General features: G+C 70.7%; 16 protein-coding genes and 2 pseudogenes. 9 read left to right on the top strand and 9 right to left on the bottom strand.

Annotated elements, in window-relative coordinates:
- Positions 1 to 34: 34 nt before the first annotated feature.
- Positions 35 to 790 carry an enoyl-CoA hydratase/isomerase family protein gene (locus tag ACQEWB_RS42370; protein ID WP_432840924.1) on the top strand — a complete coding sequence of 252 codons (756 nt, stop codon included), beginning with the start codon at positions 35 to 37 and terminating at the stop codon, positions 788 to 790.
- On the opposite strand, the gene ACQEWB_RS42365 is transcribed toward ACQEWB_RS42370, so the two are convergent.
- On the bottom strand, positions 762 to 1,412 hold the full coding sequence (locus ACQEWB_RS42365; protein WP_432840922.1) for a DJ-1/PfpI family protein: 651 nt from the start codon (positions 1,410 to 1,412) through the stop codon (positions 762 to 764). The two genes, ACQEWB_RS42370 and ACQEWB_RS42365, sit on opposite strands and share 29 nt — an antisense overlap.
- 10 nt (positions 1,413 to 1,422) lie before the next feature.
- Complete coding sequence (locus ACQEWB_RS42360; protein ID WP_432840920.1) at positions 1,423 to 2,376, bottom strand: GlxA family transcriptional regulator; 954 nt, start codon at positions 2,374 to 2,376, stop codon at positions 1,423 to 1,425.
- Between the two features lie 113 nt (positions 2,377 to 2,489).
- Here ACQEWB_RS42360 and ACQEWB_RS42355 point away from each other — a divergent pair, with 113 nt between their 5' ends.
- Together ACQEWB_RS42355 and ACQEWB_RS42350 are read left to right on the top strand one after the other, a co-directional pair.
- On the top strand, positions 2,490 to 3,359 hold the full coding sequence (locus ACQEWB_RS42355) for an SCO6745 family protein (protein ID WP_432840918.1): 870 nt from the start codon (positions 2,490 to 2,492) through the stop codon (positions 3,357 to 3,359).
- 123 nt (positions 3,360 to 3,482) lie between these two features.
- A pseudogene (locus tag ACQEWB_RS42350) lies at positions 3,483 to 5,854 on the top strand (Tex family protein).
- 68 nt (positions 5,855 to 5,922) lie between these two features.
- Here ACQEWB_RS42350 and ACQEWB_RS42345 read toward each other — a convergent pair.
- A complete protein-coding gene (locus tag ACQEWB_RS42345) occupies positions 5,923 to 6,228 on the bottom strand; it encodes a DUF1003 domain-containing protein (protein WP_432844303.1) in 306 nt (101 codons plus the stop codon).
- Between ACQEWB_RS42345 and ACQEWB_RS42340 the strand changes: the two genes are divergently transcribed.
- Entirely contained in the window at positions 6,110 to 6,406 is a 297-nt protein-coding gene (locus ACQEWB_RS42340) for a hypothetical protein (protein WP_432844419.1), read from the top strand. The two genes, ACQEWB_RS42345 and ACQEWB_RS42340, sit on opposite strands and share 119 nt — an antisense overlap.
- On the opposite strand, the gene ACQEWB_RS42335 is transcribed toward ACQEWB_RS42340, so the two are convergent.
- Positions 6,403 to 8,043 (bottom strand): ABC-F family ATP-binding cassette domain-containing protein, encoded by a 1,641-nt coding sequence (locus ACQEWB_RS42335; RefSeq protein ID WP_432840916.1) that lies wholly within the window; start codon positions 8,041 to 8,043, stop codon positions 6,403 to 6,405. The genes ACQEWB_RS42340 and ACQEWB_RS42335 overlap by 4 nt on opposite strands.
- Positions 8,044 to 8,079: 36 nt before the next feature.
- Positions 8,080 to 9,102 (bottom strand): oxidoreductase, encoded by a 1,023-nt coding sequence (locus ACQEWB_RS42330; protein ID WP_432840914.1) that lies wholly within the window; start codon positions 9,100 to 9,102, stop codon positions 8,080 to 8,082.
- Between the two features lie 66 nt (positions 9,103 to 9,168).
- Here ACQEWB_RS42330 and ACQEWB_RS42325 point away from each other — a divergent pair, with 66 nt between their 5' ends.
- Entirely contained in the window at positions 9,169 to 10,125 is a 957-nt protein-coding gene (locus ACQEWB_RS42325; RefSeq protein WP_432840912.1) for an FAD-dependent oxidoreductase, read from the top strand.
- Between the two features lie 119 nt (positions 10,126 to 10,244).
- On the opposite strand, the gene ACQEWB_RS42320 is transcribed toward ACQEWB_RS42325, so the two are convergent.
- On the bottom strand, positions 10,245 to 12,203 hold the full coding sequence (locus tag ACQEWB_RS42320) for a Xaa-Pro dipeptidyl-peptidase (RefSeq protein ID WP_432840910.1): 1,959 nt from the start codon (positions 12,201 to 12,203) through the stop codon (positions 10,245 to 10,247).
- Between the two features lie 159 nt (positions 12,204 to 12,362).
- On the opposite strand from ACQEWB_RS42320, the gene ACQEWB_RS42315 reads away from it, so the two are divergent.
- Entirely contained in the window at positions 12,363 to 13,847 is a 1,485-nt protein-coding gene (locus ACQEWB_RS42315) for a M1 family metallopeptidase (RefSeq protein ID WP_432840908.1), read from the top strand.
- Here the strand turns inward: ACQEWB_RS42315 and ACQEWB_RS42310 are convergent.
- Together ACQEWB_RS42310 and ACQEWB_RS42305 are read right to left on the bottom strand one after the other, a co-directional pair.
- Positions 13,828 to 14,732 (bottom strand): annotated as a pseudogene (locus ACQEWB_RS42310) (PfkB family carbohydrate kinase). The gene ACQEWB_RS42315 and the pseudogene ACQEWB_RS42310 overlap by 20 nt on opposite strands.
- A gap of 29 nt (positions 14,733 to 14,761) precedes the next feature.
- On the bottom strand, positions 14,762 to 15,250 hold the full coding sequence (locus tag ACQEWB_RS42305; protein WP_432840906.1) for a macro domain-containing protein: 489 nt from the start codon (positions 15,248 to 15,250) through the stop codon (positions 14,762 to 14,764).
- Positions 15,251 to 15,329: 79 nt separating this feature from the next.
- Here ACQEWB_RS42305 and ACQEWB_RS42300 point away from each other — a divergent pair, with 79 nt between their 5' ends.
- Positions 15,330 to 16,058 carry a MerR family transcriptional regulator gene (locus tag ACQEWB_RS42300; RefSeq protein WP_432840904.1) on the top strand — a complete coding sequence of 243 codons (729 nt, stop codon included), beginning with the start codon at positions 15,330 to 15,332 and terminating at the stop codon, positions 16,056 to 16,058.
- Here ACQEWB_RS42300 and ACQEWB_RS42295 read toward each other — a convergent pair.
- Positions 16,044 to 16,769: an SDR family NAD(P)-dependent oxidoreductase gene (locus ACQEWB_RS42295; protein WP_432840902.1), complete on the bottom strand. Its 726-nt coding sequence runs from the start codon at positions 16,767 to 16,769 to the stop codon at positions 16,044 to 16,046. The genes ACQEWB_RS42300 and ACQEWB_RS42295 overlap by 15 nt on opposite strands.
- 134 nt (positions 16,770 to 16,903) lie before the next feature.
- On the opposite strand from ACQEWB_RS42295, the gene ACQEWB_RS42290 reads away from it, so the two are divergent.
- A complete protein-coding gene (locus ACQEWB_RS42290; protein ID WP_432840900.1) occupies positions 16,904 to 17,932 on the top strand; it encodes an ABC transporter permease in 1,029 nt (342 codons plus the stop codon).
- Positions 17,933 to 17,966: 34 nt separating this feature from the next.
- Entirely contained in the window at positions 17,967 to 19,031 is a 1,065-nt protein-coding gene (locus ACQEWB_RS42285) for a sugar ABC transporter substrate-binding protein (protein WP_432840897.1), read from the top strand.

Below are 19,031 nucleotides of genomic sequence, written 5' to 3'. Positions count from 1 at the left end.
CGTACGGTCGCGGGGTGCGGCTAGCATCCGGCTCATGGAGCCCCAGCTGCTGCACACCGTCACCGACTCCGTCGCCACCGTCGTGGTGCACAACCCCGCCAAGCGCAATGCCATGACGGCCGCGATGTGGGCGGCCGTGCCGCCGCTGCTCGGCACCCTCGCGGCCGACGCGGAGGTACGGGCGCTGGTGCTGACCGGGGAGGGCGGGACCTTCTGCGCCGGGGCCGACATCTCCACGCTGCGCGGGTCGCCGGAGGAGGCGCAGCGGCTCGCGGTGGAGGCCGAGGAGGCCCTCGCCGCCTTTCCGAAGCCGACGCTGGCCGCGATCCGGGGGCACTGCGTGGGCGGCGGGTCGCAGCTGGCGGCGGCCTGCGATCTGCGCTTCGCGGAGGAGGGAGCGCTGTTCGGGGTGACGCCGGCGAAGCTCGGGATCGTGTATCCGGCCTCGTCCACGCGGCGGTTGGTGTCGCTGGTGGGACCGGCGGCCGCCAAGTACCTGCTGTTCTCCGGGGAGTTGGTCGACGCGGAGCGCTCGCTGCGCACCGGGCTCGTGGACGAGGTGCTGCCGGAGGGCGAACTCGCCGAGCGGGTGGCCGAGTTCACCCGGATCCTGGTCTCCCGTTCGCAGCTGACGCAGGCCGCGGCGAAGGAGTTCGCGAACGGCCGGACCGACCGGGACGCGTACTGGACGGAGCAGGCGCGCGGCAGCGGCGACACCGCCGAGGGGGTCGCCGCGTTCCTGGAGCGCCGTCAGGCGCGGTTCACGTGGGCTGTTCCCGACCGAGGATGAACCGGCTGCGTGAGCGCAGGAATTCCGTGACGTCCGCCGGAGCCTTCTCCGGTGCCCCCGCGCCGTAGGGCGGCTGCGGGTCGTACTCGATGCCGAGTTGTACGGCCTGTGCCACGAAGTCCCCGGAGATCCGGCCCAGCAGCGCGAGGCCCATGTCGATGCCGGAGGAGACGCCGGCCGCGGTGACGTACTTGCCGTCGAGGACGACCCGCTCCCCCGTCGGTTCGGCGCCGTACTTCTTCAGCTCGTCGAGGGCCAGCCAGTGCGAGGTCGCCCGGCGGCCTTCGAGGAGGCCCGCGGCGGCGAGCAGCAGGGAGCCGGTGCACACGGACGTGGTCCAGGTGCTGGTGGCGTCGGCGGCGCGGATCCAGTCGAGGAGGGCCCGGTTCTCCATCTGCGGGGTCTGGCCGGGGCCGCCCGGGACGACCACGACGTCCGGGCTCGGCACCTCGGCCAGGGTCCGGTCGGCGGTCAGCGCGAGGTTCCCGTTGTCGTTGCGGACCGGGCCGGTGTGCTCGGCGACGAAGACGGTCTCGGCGTCCGGGAGCCGGCCCAGGGTCTCGTACGGTCCGACCGTGTCGAGGGCGGTGAAACGGTCGTAGAGGACGATGGCGATCTGCACGGGAGTCCTTTCAGTGGGTGGTCGCCGGGCGGAACCGGCGGCGGTACTCGGCCGGTGCCGCGCCGAGCGTGCGGACGAAGGAGCGGCGCATCGCCTCCGGGGTGCCGTAGCCGCAGGCGCGGGAGATCTCCTCGACGCCGTCGGCGGTGTCCTCGAGGAGGCGGCGGGCGTGTTCGAGGCGGACCCGGTCGACGTAGCGGCCCGGGGTCATGCCGGTCTCGGTCTGGAAGGCGCGGGCGAAGTGGCGGGGCGAGAGCCGGGCGCGGGCCGCGAGGGTGTCCACCGACAGGTCCGCGCCCGGATGCTCGGTGATCCACTGCTGCACCTCGCGCAGCGGCTCGCGCCGGGCCGTCTGCGCGGCGAGCTGGGCGCTGAACTGGGCCTGGTTTCCCGGTCGGCGCAGGAAGACGACCAGGTGCCGGGCGACGGACAGGGCGACCTCCCGGTCCAGATCCTCCTCGACCAGCGCGAGGGCGAGATCGATGCCGGAGATGACGCCGGCCGAGGTGGAGAGGCGCCCGTCGCGGATGAAGATGGGGTCCGGGTCGACCTCGACGTCCGGGTACTCGCGGGCGAGCTTCTCGCACACCGACCAGTGGCTGGTCGCCCGGTGGCCGTCCAGCAGGCCCGCCGCGGCCAGCAGCAGCGCTCCGCTGCACACCGAGACCAGGCGGTCGGCCCGCGGGCCGTGCTCGCGCAGCCAGGCCACCACGCGCGGATCGGGGCGCCGGGTGCCGGCCCCGCCCGGGACCAGCAGGGTGTCCGCGGGCGGGGCGTCGGCGAAGGAGTGGTCCGGGACCAGGGTGAGGCCGCTGGAGGTGCGCACCGGCCGGCCGTCGGGGGACGCGGTGCGGATCCGGTAAGTGCCCGGGCGGTGGAGCTCGGCGCCGTTGAGGACCTCCACCGGGCCGGTGACGTCGAGGCTCTGCACGTTGTCGAAGAGGACGACCAGGACGGTTTCCATGGCTTCGATTCTTGGCGGCCCGGACGATGGCCGCAATGACGGGCTCCCCACCATTCCTGCCATCCGGGACCTGCCTCTGGAGGCCGTACCAACCAGTCGGTAACCTGCCGGGCATGACTACCGTCACCCTCGAACCGCGCGCGGGCCGTCAGTGCCACAACGCGCTCAACTCCCTGCACGCGACGCTCTACTTCTCGCCCGATCTCGGCAAGGAGATGGCCTCGATCGGCATCACGCACCCCAGGGCGGTCAACTTCGCCGTGCGGGCGGCCGCGATGGGCCGGGTGGGGGCGGGCACGGTGGCGGCGGCCTTCTACAACTACAAGTACGAGCTGGTGGCCCGGCATGTGCCGGCCGTGTGGTCGGTCGCCGGGCCGGGAGACGTTCTGGCGGCACGCGCGCGTGCGATCGACACGACCCTGCGGCGGCTCCTGGGCGACGAGGCGGTGGGGTCCGCGGAGATGGCGGAGGCGGCGGGGCTCGCGCTGCGCGCCACCGAGGCGTGCTCGCGGTCCGCGCGCCCGCTGTATGCCGCGCACGCCGATCTGCCGGTGTCCGACGAGCCGCATCTGGCGTACTTCCATGCCGCCACGCTGCTGCGCGAGCACCGGGGTGACGGGCACCTCGCCGTACTGATGTCGGCCGGGCTCGACGGCCTGGAGGCCGTGGTGTCGCACACCGCGACCGGGAAGGGCATGGCCCCCAAGTGGGTGTTCGGCAGCCGCGGTTGGAGCCAGGAGGACTGGGACGCGGCGAGCCTGCGGCTGCGGGAGCGCGGGGCGCTGGACGCGGACGGCGAGCTGACGGAAGCCGGCGTCGCCCTGCGCGCGGAGATCGAGGCGGAGACGGACCGGCTGGACCGGGGGCCGTACGAACATCTGGGTGCGGCGGGCGTCGCACGGCTGACGGAGCTGGGGCGGCTGTTCGCCGGCGCCGCGCTGGCGGCGGGGGCATACCCGGCGGATCTCCTCGGCAAGCGCTGAGGAACTCCGGGCTCGGAGCCCGATTCCGCCGCCCCGGCCCGCCCGGTGCCGCCCTGATCCACGATTGTCGGTGCCACCTGCCACAATTGCGGCGCAACCTCAGTGAGAAGGCGGTACGGGATCGTGACGACACCCCTCGTAAGCTCCATCGAAGGCAGGATCGCCGAGGAGCTCGGCGTACGGGAGCGGCAGGTCAGGGCCGCCGTGGAGCTGCTCGACGGCGGTTCGACGGTGCCCTTCATCGCCCGCTACCGCAAGGAAGCGACCGAGATGCTCGACGACGCGCAGCTGCGCACGATCGAGGAGCGGCTGCGGTATCTGCGGGAGCTGGAGGAGCGGCGGGCGGCGATCCTCGACTCGGTGCGCGAGCAGGGCAAGCTCACCGAGGAGTTGGAGGCGCAGATCCGGGGTGCCGAGACCAAGGCGCGCCTGGAGGACATCTACCTGCCGTACAAGCCGAAGCGGCGCACCAAGGCGCAGATCGCGCGCGAGGCGGGCCTGGAGCCGCTCGCCGAGGGGCTGCTGGGCGACCCGAGCGTGGATCCGCTCGCCGCGGCCGCCGCGTTCGTCGACGCCGACAAGGGTGTCGCCGATCCGCAGGCCGCGCTGGACGGCGCGCGGGCGATCCTCACCGAGCGGTTCTCCGAGGACGCCGACCTGATCGGCGAGCTGCGCGAGCGCATGTGGGTGCGCGGGCGGCTGGCGGCCAAGGTGCGGGACGGCAAGGAGGAGGCGGGCGCCAAGTTCGCCGACTACTTCGACTTCGCCGAGCCGTTCAAGGAGCTGCCCTCGCACCGCGTCCTGGCGATGCTCCGCGGCGAGAAGGAGGAGGTTCTCGACCTCGCCCTGGAGCCGGAGGAGGCGACCGACGGGCCTTCGTCGTACGAGGGGATCGTCGCCCACAAGTTCGAGATCACCGACCGCGGGCGGCCCGCCGACAAGTGGCTGAAGGACACGGTCCGTTGGGCCTGGCGCACCCGCATCCTGGTGCACCTCGGCATCGACCTGCGCCTCAGGCTGCGTACGGCCGCCGAGGACGAGGCCGTGCAGGTCTTCGCCGCCAACCTGCGCGACCTGCTGCTCGCCGCCCCCGCCGGCACGCGCGCGACGCTGGGCCTGGACCCCGGTTTCCGCACGGGTGTGAAGGTCGCCGTCATCGACGCCACCGGCAAGGTGGTCGCGACGGACGTCATCTACCCGCACGTACCGGCCAACAAGTGGGACGAGGCGATCGCCAAGCTGGCCCGCCTCTCGCAGGAGCACAAGGTCGACCTGGTCGCGATCGGCAACGGCACGGCGTCCCGCGAGACCGACAAGCTCGCCGGTGAACTCATCACCAAGCACCCGGAGTTGAAGCTCACCAAGGTGATGGTGTCCGAGGCCGGCGCGTCCGTGTACTCGGCCTCCGCGTTCGCCTCGCAGGAGCTGCCCGACATGGACGTCTCGCTGCGCGGCGCCGTGTCGATCGCCCGTCGCCTCCAGGACCCGCTGGCCGAGCTGGTGAAGATCGACCCCAAGTCGATCGGTGTCGGCCAGTACCAGCACGACCTGTCCGAGGTGAAGCTGTCGCGTTCGCTGGACGCGGTGGTGGAGGACTGTGTGAACGGCGTGGGCGTGGACGTCAACACGGCGTCGGCCCCGCTCCTCGCGCGCGTGTCCGGCATCACCTCGGGTCTCGCCGAGAACATCGTGGCGCACCGGGACGCCAACGGCCCGTTCAAGTCGCGCGGCCAGCTGAAGAACGTGGCACGGCTCGGCCCGAAGGCGTACGAGCAGTGCGCGGGCTTCCTGCGGATCCGCGGCGGCGACGACCCGCTGGACGCGTCCAGCGTGCACCCGGAGGCGTACCCCGTCGTCCGGCGGATGGTGAAGACGTCCGGCCAGGAGGTGGCGTCGCTGGTCGGCAACACGGGTGTGCTGCGCTCGCTTCGGCCGCAGGACTTCGTGGACGAGACGTTCGGTCTGCCGACCGTGACCGACATCCTCAAGGAGCTGGAGAAGCCGGGGCGCGACCCGCGTCCGGCCTTCAAGACGGCCACCTTCAAGGAGGGCGTCGAGAAGATCTCCGACCTGGTGTCGGGGATGGTGCTGGAGGGTGTCGTGACGAACGTGGCCGCGTTCGGGGCGTTCATCGACGTGGGTGTCCATCAGGACGGGCTTGCGCATGTGTCGGCGCTGTCGAAGACGTTCGTGAAGGATCCTCGGGATGTCGTCAAGCCCGGGGACATCGTCAAGGTGAAGGTGCTGGACGTCGATATTCCGCGGAAGCGGATCTCGTTGACGCTGCGGCTCGATGACGAGGCGCAGGCCTCCGGCGGGGAGCGGCGACAGCAGCGGGGTGGGCGTCCGCCCCAGCAGCGGCAGCAGCAGCCCCGTCAGGGCGGGCGTGGCGGTCAGGGGGCGGGGCTCGTCAGGCGGCGCCGCCTGCGAACAGTGCGATGGCCGATGCTCTTCGCAAGGCCGGGTTGGTGGATCCGAAGAACAAGGGGCGGTAGCGGTAGGCGGGGAGCTGCGGGTCCGTTGTGGCTGGTCGCGCAGTTCCCCGCGCCCCTATCGGGGCGCTTTAGTGGCCCTCGTTCATACGAGCCCGGTTCTCTTTCAGTAGCTCCTGGACTCGGTGTTCTACCTCTACCGGGTCGACCCCCAACGCCCTGCCCATGTGGACCGCCCAGACCTCCGAGCGGACGTTTGTCTCGAAGTCCAGGTCCGCTCGGACGTTTTCGCGGGCTGCCTGACGGTTCTGGCTCACCATGACGAAGGTCGAGAGGAAGATCGCCTCCAGGCTGACGATCATGGTGAGCAGGCCGAAGGGGTACGGGTCCCAGATCGCACCCTTGCCGAACACGCCCTCGTTGCACGCGATCCACACCGCGAACCACAGGGCGTGGAGGTACACGAACGTCATCGTCCCGGAGAACGCGGTGATGGCGTCCGCGATGCGGTCCTGGGTGCCGCGCATGCGAACGACCACGTCCTGTTCGTGCGTGATCTTCACGGACGGACGTTTCGCCGATGAGCCCATCGTCTCTCCCTGGTCGAGCCGCTAGCGTTCCGTCACCTTGCCCGCCGCCACTTCCAGGCGGCGGTTCACGTGGACCGCGTCCAGCATCCGGCGGTCGTGGGTGACCAGGAGGAGGGTGCCTTCGTAGGCGTCGAGGGCCGACTCCAGCTGTTCGATGGCCGGCAGGTCGAGGTGGTTCGTCGGCTCGTCGAGGACGAGGAGGTTGACGCCTCGTCCCTGGAGGAGGGCCAGGGCCGCCCGCGTGCGCTCGCCCGGGGACAGGCTGGTCGCGGAGCGCAGGACGTGGTCCGACTTGAGGCCGAACTTGGCCAGCAGGGTGCGGACTTCGGCCGGTTCGGTGTCGGGTACGACGGCGCAGAACGCGTCCAGCAGGGACTCCTCGCCGTGGAACAGCTTGCGGGCCTGGTCGACCTCGCCGACCAGGACGCCGGAGCCCAGGGAGGCCGCGCCCGCGTCCAGGGGGATACGGCCCAGGAGCGCGCCCAGCAGGGTGGACTTGCCCGCGCCGTTCGCGCCGGTCACCGCCACCCGGTCCGCCCAGTCGATCTGGAGTGAGACCGGGCCGAAGCTGAAGTCGCCGCGCCGCACCTCGGCGTCCCGCAGGGTGGCGACCACGGCGCCCGAGCGCGGGGCCGACGCGATCTCCATGCGCAGCTCCCACTCCTTGCGGGGCTCCTCGACCACCTCGAGGCGTTCGATCATGCGCTGCGTCTGGCGAGCCTTCGCGGCCTGCTTCTCGCTGGCCTCGCTGCGGAACTTGCGGCCGATCTTGTCGTTGTCGTTGGACGCCTTGCGGCGCGCGTTCTTGACGCCCTTGTCCATCCAGGAGCGCTGCGTCTGGGCCCGGTCCTGGAGGGCCGCCTTCTTGTCGGCGTACTCCTCGTAGTCGTCGCGTGCGTGCCGGCGGGCGACGTCCCGTTCCTCCAGGTAGGCCTCGTAGCCGCCGCCGTAGAGGTTGATCTGCCGCTGGGCGAGGTCGAGTTCGAGGACCTTGGTGACCGTCCGGGTGAGGAACTCGCGGTCGTGGCTGACGACGACGGTGCCGGCCCGGAGGCTCTTCACGAACCGTTCCAGGCGCTCCAGGCCGTCCAGGTCGAGGTCGTTGGTGGGCTCGTCGAGGAGGAAGACGTCGTAGCGGGAGAGCAGGAGGGAGGCGAGACCGGCGCGGGCCGCCTGGCCGCCGGAGAGGGAGGTCATCGGCTGGTCCAGGTCGACGGCGAGGCCCAGGGAGTCGGCGACCTCCTCGGCCCGCTCGTCCAGGTCGGCGCCGCCCAGGTCGAGCCAGCGCTCCAGGCTCGTCGCGTACGCGTCGTCGGCGCCGGGCGCCCCGTCGACCAGGGCCTGAGTGGCCTCGTCCATGACTCGCTGGGCCTCGGCGACGCCGGTACGGCGGGCGAGGAAGGCACGGACCGTCTCGCCGGCCCGCCGCTCCGGCTCCTGCGGAAGGTGCCCGACGGTCGCCGTCGGCGGCGAGAGCCTGAGCTCCCCCTCCTCCGGCGCGAGCAGCCCCGCGAACATCCTGAGCAGCGTGGACTTGCCGGCACCATTGGCTCCGACCAGCCCGATCACGTCCCCGGGCGCGACGACGAGGTCGAGCCCCGAGAAGAGGGACCGGTCACCGTGTCCGGCGGCAAGATTCTTGGCGACGAGGGTTGCACTCACAGGGAGCGATCCTAATGGGCGGGGCTGAGCGGAGCGCTACCGTGCCATCGCCTCCACCAGCACACTCCCCGAGGTCCGTGCCACCACGAAGGACTCCCCCTTCACCGCCCTCGCGTCGAGAGCGATCCGGTGGCGCCCCGGTTCGAGAACACCGTCGAAGACCTCGTTGGCGTGGGTCCGGTACAGCCGGTCCAGCCGGTACGCGGTCAGCCGCACCCGGCACGGCGAGGTGACCTCGACCCCCGCCTCCCCGTCGGCGGCGACCAGACGGGTCAGCCGGCGCTGTTCCACCGGACTGCGATCCAGGGCGTGCTCGATCTGGGCGACGAGGAGGGGCACTATCGGCGCGAGCCCCTCGACATAGGCGACGTCGAGGCCGGCCTGCTCGAAGGCGCGGCGCACGGCGGCACGTTCCTCCTGAGTGACGGCACGGCCGAAGGCGACCGCACCGTAGGCGGCCAACTCGTCCGCGGGGACGCCGTTCGCGTCGTGGGCGATGTCCGCACCGATGCCGATAGTGCGCAGAGCGGCGGCGAGCTTGGCGAGCAGAGCGACACGCGCGCCGATGAGCAGAACCCGCCGACGGGTCGACCGGGACTCGCCGTCGAGCAGCCCGGCAAGCGCCTCGCGGTACTCGGTGCCGTGGAAGCGGAACGGCCCTATGCCGTGGTAGCCGTTGAGGTCGAGGTCGGCGTGTTCCTCGGTCTGCCAGGCGAAGTCGCGCCAGATGTAGTCGTCGCCGTCCCGCTCGATCACCGTGGTGACGGCACCGCACGCGAGGTCGGCGCACTCGGGGCAGCCGTAGATGACGTAACGGCCGTCCGGAAGCGGGGGCTCCGCCTCCAGCAGGAGGCTGCGGACCTGTTCGGTGAAGATCGCGGGTGGGACGTCGGAGGCGAGCGGAGAGACGGCGTCGAGGTCGGAGAGCTGGAACAGCAGCGGGCGCCCGTCGACGATGAAGTCCACGAAGTCCCGGTGCACCTGGTAGTCACCGTTGGCGAGGACTCCACCGGCACGCATCGCCGGTGCCAGGCCGAAGGTCGCGTACTCGACAGACATGCTGTGAGTATCCCCAGAGTGGCTGCGGTCTGAGCACGGGATGGGACATTCCGCTACGGTCCGGACGTGGAGAGCGATTCGAACAACGATGTCATCGTGGTCGGCGGCGGGATCATCGGCCTCACGACCGCCGTCGTCCTCGCCGAGCGTGGCGTACGGGTGCGGGTGTGGACGCGGGATCCCGTCGAGCGGACCACCTCGGCGGTTGCCGGGGCGCTCTGGTGGCCGTACCGGATCCGGCCGACAGCTCGGGCACGCGCGTGGGCGCTCAAGTCCCTGGACGTGTACGAGGAGTTGGCGGACCGGCCCGAGGTGACCGGCGTACGCATGGTCGAAGGGGTACTGGGCGAGGCGGATGCGGACTCGGCCGAAGGGTGGGCGGCCGCCCGGGTGCGGGGGCTGCGGGCGTCGACGGCCGAGGAGTACGGCGGGACCGGTTTGTGGGCGCGGCTGCCTTTGGTGGACATGGCGGCTCATCTGCCGTGGCTGAGGGAGCGGTTGCTGGCGGCGGGCGGGATGGTCGAGGAGCGCACGGTGGCGGACTTCGCGGAGGTGGGTGCGCCGGTGGTGGTCAACTGCACGGGGCTGGCTGCCCGTTCGCTCGTGCCGGATCCGGGTGTACGTCCCGTGCGGGGGCAGTTGGTCGTCGTGGAGAACCCCGGCATCCGCACGTGGCTCACCTCCACCGGGGCCGACGGGGAGATGGCGTACTTCTTTCCGCAGCCGGGGCGATTGATCCTGGGCGGCACGGCCGTGGAGGACGACTGGTCGCTGGAGCCGGATCCGGTGGTGGCTGGGGCGATCGTACGGCGGTGTGCGGCACTGCGGCCGGAGATCGCGGGGGCGCGGGTGTTGGAGCACCGGGTGGGGTTGCGGCCGGCGCGGGACGCTGTGCGGCTGGAACGGGAAGGTCTGGCTGGTGGGCGGGTGTTGGTGCACAACTACGGGCATGGTGGGGCGGGTGTGACCGTGGCGTGGGGGTGTGCGGAGGAGGCGGCCGGGCTGGTTCGTCCGGCCGCCTAGCGCTCCGCGGGGGTGCGGCGTTCTCGTCTGCGGCGCCGTTGTGGCTGGTCGCGCCCCGCGGTGGAGCCGCGGATCGACACAGCCCCGCGCCCCTCAACGACGATGTTGCGCGCCCCTGTTCAGCCGATCGGGACGCGGTGGGCGGCGCTCGGGTCGCGTACCCCCTTCAGGGTCGTTGCCGTGGGTGCGGCCGCCGACTCGCCTGACGTGGCGTTGGCGAAGGCCTTCGCGCCGCCAACCAGCGGGACTCGGGCCGACGTGCGGGTCAGGTCCAGGGTGAGGGTCGGCTTGTCGGCCGGCGGGTCGATGAGGTCCTTGTCGGTGCCCGCGATGATCAGGGCCAGGCGGTGGCCGGCCGGGACGACATGGTCGGTGGCCGCCAGGGACAGGGTGATGGTGTACGCCTTGCCCGGGGTGAGCGGGACGCCCTTGAGGTCGGAGGCGTAGTTGCCGAGGTCGGCCCAGCCGCGGCTGAACACCGTGTAGTCGACGTCGGCCTTCGTGGCCGCGGTGTTCTTGAAGCAGGCGCTGTCGCCCGCGGTGCTCGCTCCCCAGCAGCTGCGGTCGGTGAGGGTGGTGATGCCCTCGCCCGCGGCGGCGTAGTCGCGGATGGTGTCGGGGCCGAGGTCGACCAGGACGGCGGAGAGGTGGGCCGTCGGGGTGGTCGGGGTCGCGGTGATCGTCACCTTGGAGGAGCCGGACAGGCGCAGGTCGTGGGTGAGGGGGTTCGTCACGAAGCCCGCCTTGTCGGGGGTCGACGTGTCGATCTGGGCGGCCCAGTCGGTCTCGCTCTGCGACGGGTCGTCGGTGAAGGTCTCGGTGCCCTTGCCCTTGGTGAGGCCGAGGGTGCCGACGCCCGTCTGGGTGCCGGTGGCCGGGCGCAGGGTCGTGGTGCTGGTGCCGGTGGGCGGCCAGACCTTGGAGGTGACCCACTGGTCGGGGTGGCGCTCGATGTCGGCCATCGGCTCGCGGTCGATGCCGTTGTCGTAGCCGAGGAGTTCGTGGTCGAACCAGCGGTGCAGGGTGTCCACCCAGGTGGCGCGGCGGAAGTCGAAGGGGTCGACGTGGCCGGTCTGGGAGAGCCAGATCTTGCGCTCGACCCCGTTCTTGGCGAGGGCGTCCCACCACTGGCCGAAGTGCTTGGTGCGGACGTTGAGGTCCTGCATGCCGTGGACCAGGAAGACGCTGGCCTTCACCTTGCTCGCGTCCTTGACGTAGTCGCGCTCGGTCCAGAACGGCGTCCAGTCGCCGGTGCGCGGGGCGCCGTCGACGATCTTCTGCTGTACGGCGGCGCACTTGGCCTGGGCGTCGGGGCTGTCGACGTAGTTGGAGAGCCAGTCGGGGCCGGAGTCGTAGAGCGGGGCGCCCTGCTGGAAGTAGTAGTCGTACCAGGAGGAGATGCCGCTGATCGGGACGATGGTCTTCAGGCCCTTGACGCCGGTCGCGGCGACGCCGTTGGCGATGGTGGCGTCCCAGCTCTTGCCGATCATTCCGGTCGTGCCGTTGGTCCAGCTCGCCCTGGCGGTCGCCGTGCCGGTGCGGGTGGTGTACGCCTTGGCGCGGCCGTTCAGCCAGTCGACGACGGCCTTCGCGGACTGGATGTCGGAGCGGCCGCCGACGTCCACACAGCCGTCGGAGCGGTTGGTGCCGGCGAGGTCGACGCCGACGAAGGCGTAGCCGCGGGGCACGAAGTAGTTGTCGTAGAAGAGCGGCATCTGGACGACGTTGCCGTTCGCGTCGTACGTCTTCAGCTGGCTCTCGTTGCCGCGGCCGCAGCAGGAGTAGTAGGGGCTGGCGTCCATGATGACGGGCACTTTGCGGCCCTGCTGGGCGGGTTCGCGGGGGCGGACGATGTCGACGGCGACGCGGTCGGTCTTTCCGTCGCCGTCCCCGTCGAGTCCGGTGTCCACCCAGACGGCCTCGCGGATGGCGTTGTCGTAGGAGTAGACGGGCCGGCTCTCCCTCGTCTTCTGCGGGGCACCGTGGGCCGCGGCCGGGGTGAGGAAGGCGGCCATGAGGACGGCGATCGCCGCCGTCGCGAGCGGTCTCCAGGTCGTGAAGCGCATGCGTATCGGCATGCGCGGACGTTACAACGGTCAACTCCGGTGCAGAAGAGGGCAGTCGGCCGAATGAAGTTCATGTGACACGTGGGGCCGTGGACAGACCTGCGCACACAGGGACTCAATAGGCTCCGCACATCCGAACAGACTTCGTGCCCCCACCACTTGGAGCCTTTCGTGCATCGCAGACTCATCGCCCCGGGCGCACTCGCCGCGGCCTCCCTGATGCTGGCGATCCCGGCGTCGGCGGCGACCCTCTCCCCCGGCGCGCCCGGCATCGGCGACCCCTACTATCCGGACTACGGCAACGGCGGATACGACGTCTCCCACTACGACCTGCGGCTCAAATACCAGCCCTCGACCGACGAGTTGGCGGGTACGGCGACGATCCTCGCGAGGACCACGGAGGATCTGTCGAGCTTCGACCTGGACTTCCTGCTGGACGTCGGCGAGGTGCGGGTCAACGGCGCCAAGGCCTCCTTCGCGAGCTCGGGTCAGCACGAGCTGGTGGTGACGCCGAAGACGCCCCTGGCCAAGGGGACGGCGATCACCGTGGTGGTGCGCTACAGCGGGGTGCCGTCCTCGAAGAGCGCGTACGGCTTCAACACCTGGCACCGGACGCCGGACGGGGCCGTCGCCGCGGACGAGCCCGAGGCGGCGTGGTGGTGGTTCCCGAGCAACGACCATCCGCTGGACAAGGCGACGTACGACGTATCGGTGGCCGTTCCGGACGGGACGCAGGTCATCTCCAACGGGCTGCTCCAGTCGACGAGTTCACAGCTCGGGTGGACCCGCTACAACTGGCGGGAGAACAAGCCGCAGGCCACGTATCTGGCCACGCTGGCGGTCGGGAAGTTCGACATCACGAGGAGCACCTCCGAGGGCGGGGTGCCGGTGATCAACGCCTACAGCAGGGACCTCGGGGACAACGACGGGGCGGCGCGGGCGAGCGTGGAGCGGACCGGGGAGCTGGTCGACTGGCTGAGCGGCTACTTCGGGCCGTATCCGTTCAGTGCGGCGGGTGGATACGTCCCCAACACGACCACCGGGTACGCGCTGGAGACGCAGACGCGGGTGTACTACAGCCAGCGGCAGTTCGCGAACGGGGCCAACGCGTCCGTGGTCGTGCACGAGTTGGCGCATCAGTGGTACGGGGACTCCGTGTCGCTCAAGGGCTGGAAGGACATCTGGATCAACGAGGGGTTCGCCCGGTACGCGCAGTGGTTGTGGTCCGAGCACGAGGGCGAGGGGACGGCGCAGGAACTCGCCGACTACGTGTACGCCTCGCATCCGGCCGACGACGCTTTCTGGACCGTCGAGCCGGGGGATCCCGGGCCGGACGACCAGTTCGACATCGCCGTGTACGACCGCGGGGCGCTGGCCGTGCAGGCGCTGCGGAACGCGGTAGGGGGCGATACGTTCTTCGCCATCCTGAAGGGGTGGCCTCAGGAGCATGCGTACGGGAACGCTTCGGTGGCGGACTTCGAAGCCTATGCCGAGCGGGTTTCGGGCAGGTCGCTGAGCTCGCTGTTCGATGCGTGGCTGTTCCAGCCGAGCAAGCCTTCGGCGGCCGCGGTGAAGGGGACGGCGGTGAAGGGGGCGACGGTCCCGGTGCAGCCCAAGTCGTGGATGAAGATCGAGGCTACGAACGACCTGCACTGACCGCCAGGAGCTCCTCGCGGGTCATCGACTCCGCCTCCGTCGACGGGACCGTGCAGGCGTGGGCGCCTGCGATCGCGCCGTAGTGGGCGGCACGTTGGGGGTCTCCCGGTTCAGCCAGCCGTAGAGGAAGGCCGCGGCGAAGGCGTCGCCCGCCCCGTTGGTGTCCACCACCGGCGCGGGTGGCGTCGCCGGGGGTATGTGGGTCAGTTCGTCGTCGGTCAGTACGTAGGCGCCCTTCGCGCCTGCCGTGGCTACGACCACCTCGGCTCTGCCCCGTCCGGTGATACGGCGCATCGTGCGCTCGGGGTTGGGCAGCGCGGTCGTGGAAAGGAAGACCACGTCCGCCTCGTACGCGAACGGTTCGTGGTACGGGTTCTCGCCGTCCCAGTCGTGCAGGTCGGTGGAGACGGTGGTGCCCGACTCGCGCAGGAGCGGGAGGGTGTGGGTGGCGGGTTGGGTGATGGCGACGTGGACGTGCCGGCTCGCCTCGGCCAGGGTGCGGACCGTGGCCTCCGGGAAGCGGTCGTCCGGGTGGGAGCGGCTCACGTCGTACAGGGAAAGTCGTCTGCCGTCGGGGCCGACGAGGTTCACGGCGCGCTTCGTGCCCGCGGGCTGGGGGATCGCCGTGAGGGCGATGCCCTTCTCGTCGTGCAGGGCGCGGACCAGGTCGCCCTCGGGGTCGTCGCCGAGGAGGTCGAGGTGGTGGACGCGGAGGCCGAGGGCGGCGAGGCCCAGTGCCACGAAGTCGCCGGTCTGGCCGGCACGGGTGCGGATACCCTGCTCGATCATGTAGCTGTCGGCGTACCGAAGCGGCAGTTCCGGCACGTACACGATGGTGTCGACGCCCGCGCCGCCCAGCACGAGCACGTCGATGTCGCGCCTCAACACCCGTCCCCCATCACCGCTGCCGTGCCTCAACTCACAGCCTCCCCATGGTCGTACACCGTGACCTTGACGCCCCGTTTCACCAGCCGATCGCTGATCAGCGGTTCGACGCGCGACCACTTGCCGCCCGCCAGTCCGCACCCTATCCGGGGCATGTGGACGGAGGCATTCAGCTCCAGCGCCTTGTCGGCCAGCCTGCCGAGGGCCGTGTCGATGGCCTCGTAGCGCACCGGGACGCCCTTGCTGCCGGTCCTGGTCCCGCGCTGGCCGATCATGTTGGCCACCCACAGGTACTTCTCGACCTGGACGAACTGGGCCGCGCCCAGCCCGAAGTCGTTCGCCGCGCGGTCGCGGTGCCACGCGCGGTACGCCGCCTCCGGCTCCGGCCAGCGGCGAGATATCGCCAGCACGAAGCCCTTCCCCCATCCCCCGCTGTCGTTGCAGACATGGGCGATCACCTTGACGCCCTTCACCGACGGTGTGGTGGCGTCACCCCTGACATGGATGATCTCCGACATGACGCCACCGTACGGCCAGCCACTGACAACGGGGCTCCCGAGGTTTCGCAGTACTGGTGTGACAGCGATACTGCTGCACATGACGACCGACACCGGCAGCGACATCGGGGAGCCGACGCTCACGATCGACGAGCTGGCCGCGCGGGCCGGGATCACGGTTCGTACGGTCCGGTTCTACGGGACCAAGGGGCTGCTGCCGCCGCCGGTGATCGGTCCGCGGCGGGTGGGGCGGTACGGGCAGCAGCACGTGGCCCGGCTGGCGCTGATCGAGGAGCTCCAGCACCAGGGCATGACGCTGGCGGCGATCGAGCGGTACATGGAGCAGTTGCCGGCCGACCTCAGCCATCACGACCTGGCCATCCATCGGGCCGTGGTGGCCTCCTGGGCGCCGGACACGGTGGAGACGGTGTCGGCGGAGGAGTTGCAGCGGCGGGCGGGGCGGCGGCTGGGCGAGGACGACGTCGAGCGGCTCACCGCCATGGGCGTGGTCAGGCCGGAGGGGGACGGGTTTCGGATCGATGCCGGGCTGCTCCGGCTCGCCGTGCAGCTGCTCGACGTACCGCTGTCGCAGGACGCGATCCTCGCCGCGCGGAAGGTACTCGTCGCGCATTCGCGGGCCGCCGCGCACGAGCTGTCGCAGCTGTTCCGGGGCGAGGTGTCCGAGCGGGCCGAGGAGGACGTGAAGTCGCTGTCGGCGCACATGCAGCCCATCGTCGTGCAGGCGCTGCTGACCACCTTCCAGCGGTCGCTCAAGGAAGAGGTCCACGCATGGCTGACGGAGTCGGAGTCCCGGTCAGAGGAAGGCTGATCCTCCTGACACGTTGAGGGTCTGGCCGGTCAGGAAGCCGCTGCCCTCGTCGACCACGTAGAGGAGAGTGGAGACCAGGTCGGAGGGGGACTGGGTGCGCTTGACGACCTGGCCGGTGCGGACCGCGTCGAAGCCTCCGTCGGCGCCGACCGTGCGCTCGGCGGTGGTGGTGCGGACCATGGTGGGCGCGATCGCGTTGACGGTGATGTCGTACGGGCCGAGGGCGGACGCGAGGGCCCGGGTGAAGCCGATCAGACCGGCCTTCGAGGCGACGTAAGGGACCATCGTCGGCGGCGCCGTGAAGACGGCGGCGGAGACGATGTTGACGACCCGGCCCCAGCCGGCCGCCTTCAGATAAGGCAGCGCGGCCTGGGTGACCAGGAAGGGTGCTTCGAGGTTGACGCGCATGATCCGGCGCCAGTCCTCGATCGTCGTCTCCTCGAAGGGTTTCGCGGGGTAGACGCCGGCGTTGTTGACCACGACGTGCAGCGTGCCGAACTGGTCGATCACCCGTTCCAGCGCCTCCCGCACCTGCTCCTCGTCGGTGACGTCGCCGACCAGCTCCACGTAGTCCAGGACCCTCCCGGCGGTCTCCGGCTGCGGAAAGAGATCCAGGCCGGCGACCCGGTACCCGCGCCCGGCGAGCGCGACGGCGAACTCCTGCCCGAGGCCCTGTGCCGCTCCGGTCACCAGTGCGGTCCGCGTCTCCATGGCCCGAGTGTGATGACCCGTCAGTCCCCCGGCAAGAGCGCATTCCACTCGCTGAAACGCCCTTGTTGCCGCCCGCGCCCGGGGGATCGACGCTGCCTGCGACGCCAGCACCAGCCGTACGGGAGCCGTGCCCGATGACCGAGACCGAGCGTGCCGTGGACGACGCCGAGCGCGCCCGCGATCAGGGTGGCGGGCGGAGACGGTTCGGGCCGCTGTCCCGGCGGCTGGTGCGGGACGAGCTGGGTGTGCTGGTGGTGCTGGCGCTGCTGATCGCCGCCATCGGCATCCCCTATCCGGACTTCCTCGACACCGGCAACCTGCTCTCCACGGCCCACAACTCGGTCTACATCTCGCTGATGGCGTGCGGGATGGTGTTCGCGCTCTCGATGCGCGAGGTCGACCTGTCGGTGGGCGGCACCTACGCGATGTGCCTGGTCGTGGGCGCGCTGCTGGTGCGGGACGGGCTGAACCCGTGGCTGGCGGTGCCGGTGATGCTCTTGACCGGGATCGTGCTCGGCGTCTTCAACGCGCTGGTGACGACGCTGCTCGCGCTGCCGTCGTTCATCGTCACGCTGGGCACGCTGATGCTGTACCGGGGTGTCGGGCTCGCGCTCGCGGACGGCAAGCAGATCACCGATCTGCCGCTGGGCAACTCGTTCTTCACCTTCGCGGGCGGCGATCCGGGCGGGGTGCCGTTCGCGCTGTGGGTGCTGCTCGCGGTGGTCGTCGTACTCGCCGTGGTGCTCGCCCGCTCCCGTTTCGGGGCCCGGGTGCGGGCGATCGGCTCCAATCCCGAGGCCGCCGCGTTCAGCGGAATTCCCGTTGTCCGCACCCGAGTTCAGGCTCTCGCACTGTCCGGCCTGACCACGGCCTGCGCGGCCTCGCTCGCCCTCGCCTTCTACGGCGCCGGCGATCCGACCCTCGGCCAGGGTTACGAACTCCAGGCCATCGCCGCCTGCATCATCGGCGGGACCCCGCTGGCCGGCGGACGCGGTTCGGTCGTCGGCGCGGTGGCGGGGGCGATGATCCTGTCGGTCGTGGCCTCGGGGCTCGTGTTCTTCGAAGTACCCATCAACTGGACGTCGTTCGCGACCGGCGGGGTCATCCTCGTCGCGGTCGCGGCCGACAGCGCGCTGCGGCGCACCGGACGCCGACGCAAGTGAAGACCCAGCCTGCGCAAGGCTCTTGGAGGCCGTGATGCGTGCCCGACTCCGTACGACCGCCGCCGTGCTCGGCGCCCTGGTGCTGCTCGGCGCCGCCGGCTGCGGGGACAACAGCCCCGGCGGCAAGGGCGGCAAGCTGAAGATGGGCATCGCGGTCGCCAACATCTCGCTCAATTTCGCCCACGAGATGGTGCTCGGCGCCGAGAGCGCCGCGAGCCATGCGGGGGACGTCGACTTCAAGGCGGTGGGCCCGCCCAACACCGACGGGCCGGCCGAGGCGCAGCTCTTCCAGAACCTCACCGCGACCGCGAAGGACGGCATCGTCCTGGAGAACCTGGACCCGCCGATCTTCACCCGCCCGGCCGCGCAGGCCGTCGACAAGGGCATCCCCATCGTCGCCCTGGACACCTCCCCCACCGACGGCAGCAAGGTCGACTTCTATGTGGGCAACGACAATTACGCGCTCGGCGAGCTGATGGCGAAGGAGGCGCTCAAGCGGCTCGGCTCCGACCCGAAGGGCGAGATCGTCATCGGCGTGCCCAACCCTGGGACGCCGGTGCTGGACAACCGGGCGAAGGGCATCTCCGACACGTTCAAGAAGGAGGCGCCGGACGTGAAGGTGCTCGGCCCCTTCCAGACGTACAGCGATCCCGGGCAGAACTACAGCTCCTGGTCGGCGCAGGTGAACGCGCACCCGGACGCGCTGGCCTTCCTGGGCGTGGGCGACGCGGACAGCTACAACCTCGCCAAGATCAAGAAGGCGCAGAACGGGAAGTGGCTGACCGCCGGCTTCGACGTCGACCCGAAGACGCTGGAGGCGGTCAAGGACGGCTCGAACTTCGTCACCATCGACCCGCAGCACTTCCTCAAGGGCTATCTGTCCACGGCGATCCTGATCGACTCGGTCCGCAACAAGGACGGCAAGCTGCCCGAGGGCTGGTTCCTCTCCCCCGGCGGGGTCGTCGACTCCTCCAACATCGACGACATCATCGCCCGCCAGAAGTCCTCGACAGCGGCCTACGACTGGTACAAGCCGACGATCGACAAGCTCCTCGGCGACCAGAAGGCGAACATCAAGCCCCTGAAGGACGCCCGCTGA

The sequence above is a fragment of the Streptomyces sp. CA-249302 genome (assembly GCF_050936785.1).
Taxonomy (GTDB): domain Bacteria; phylum Actinomycetota; class Actinomycetes; order Streptomycetales; family Streptomycetaceae; genus Streptomyces.
This window is presented reverse-complemented; position numbering and strand designations above follow the sequence as displayed.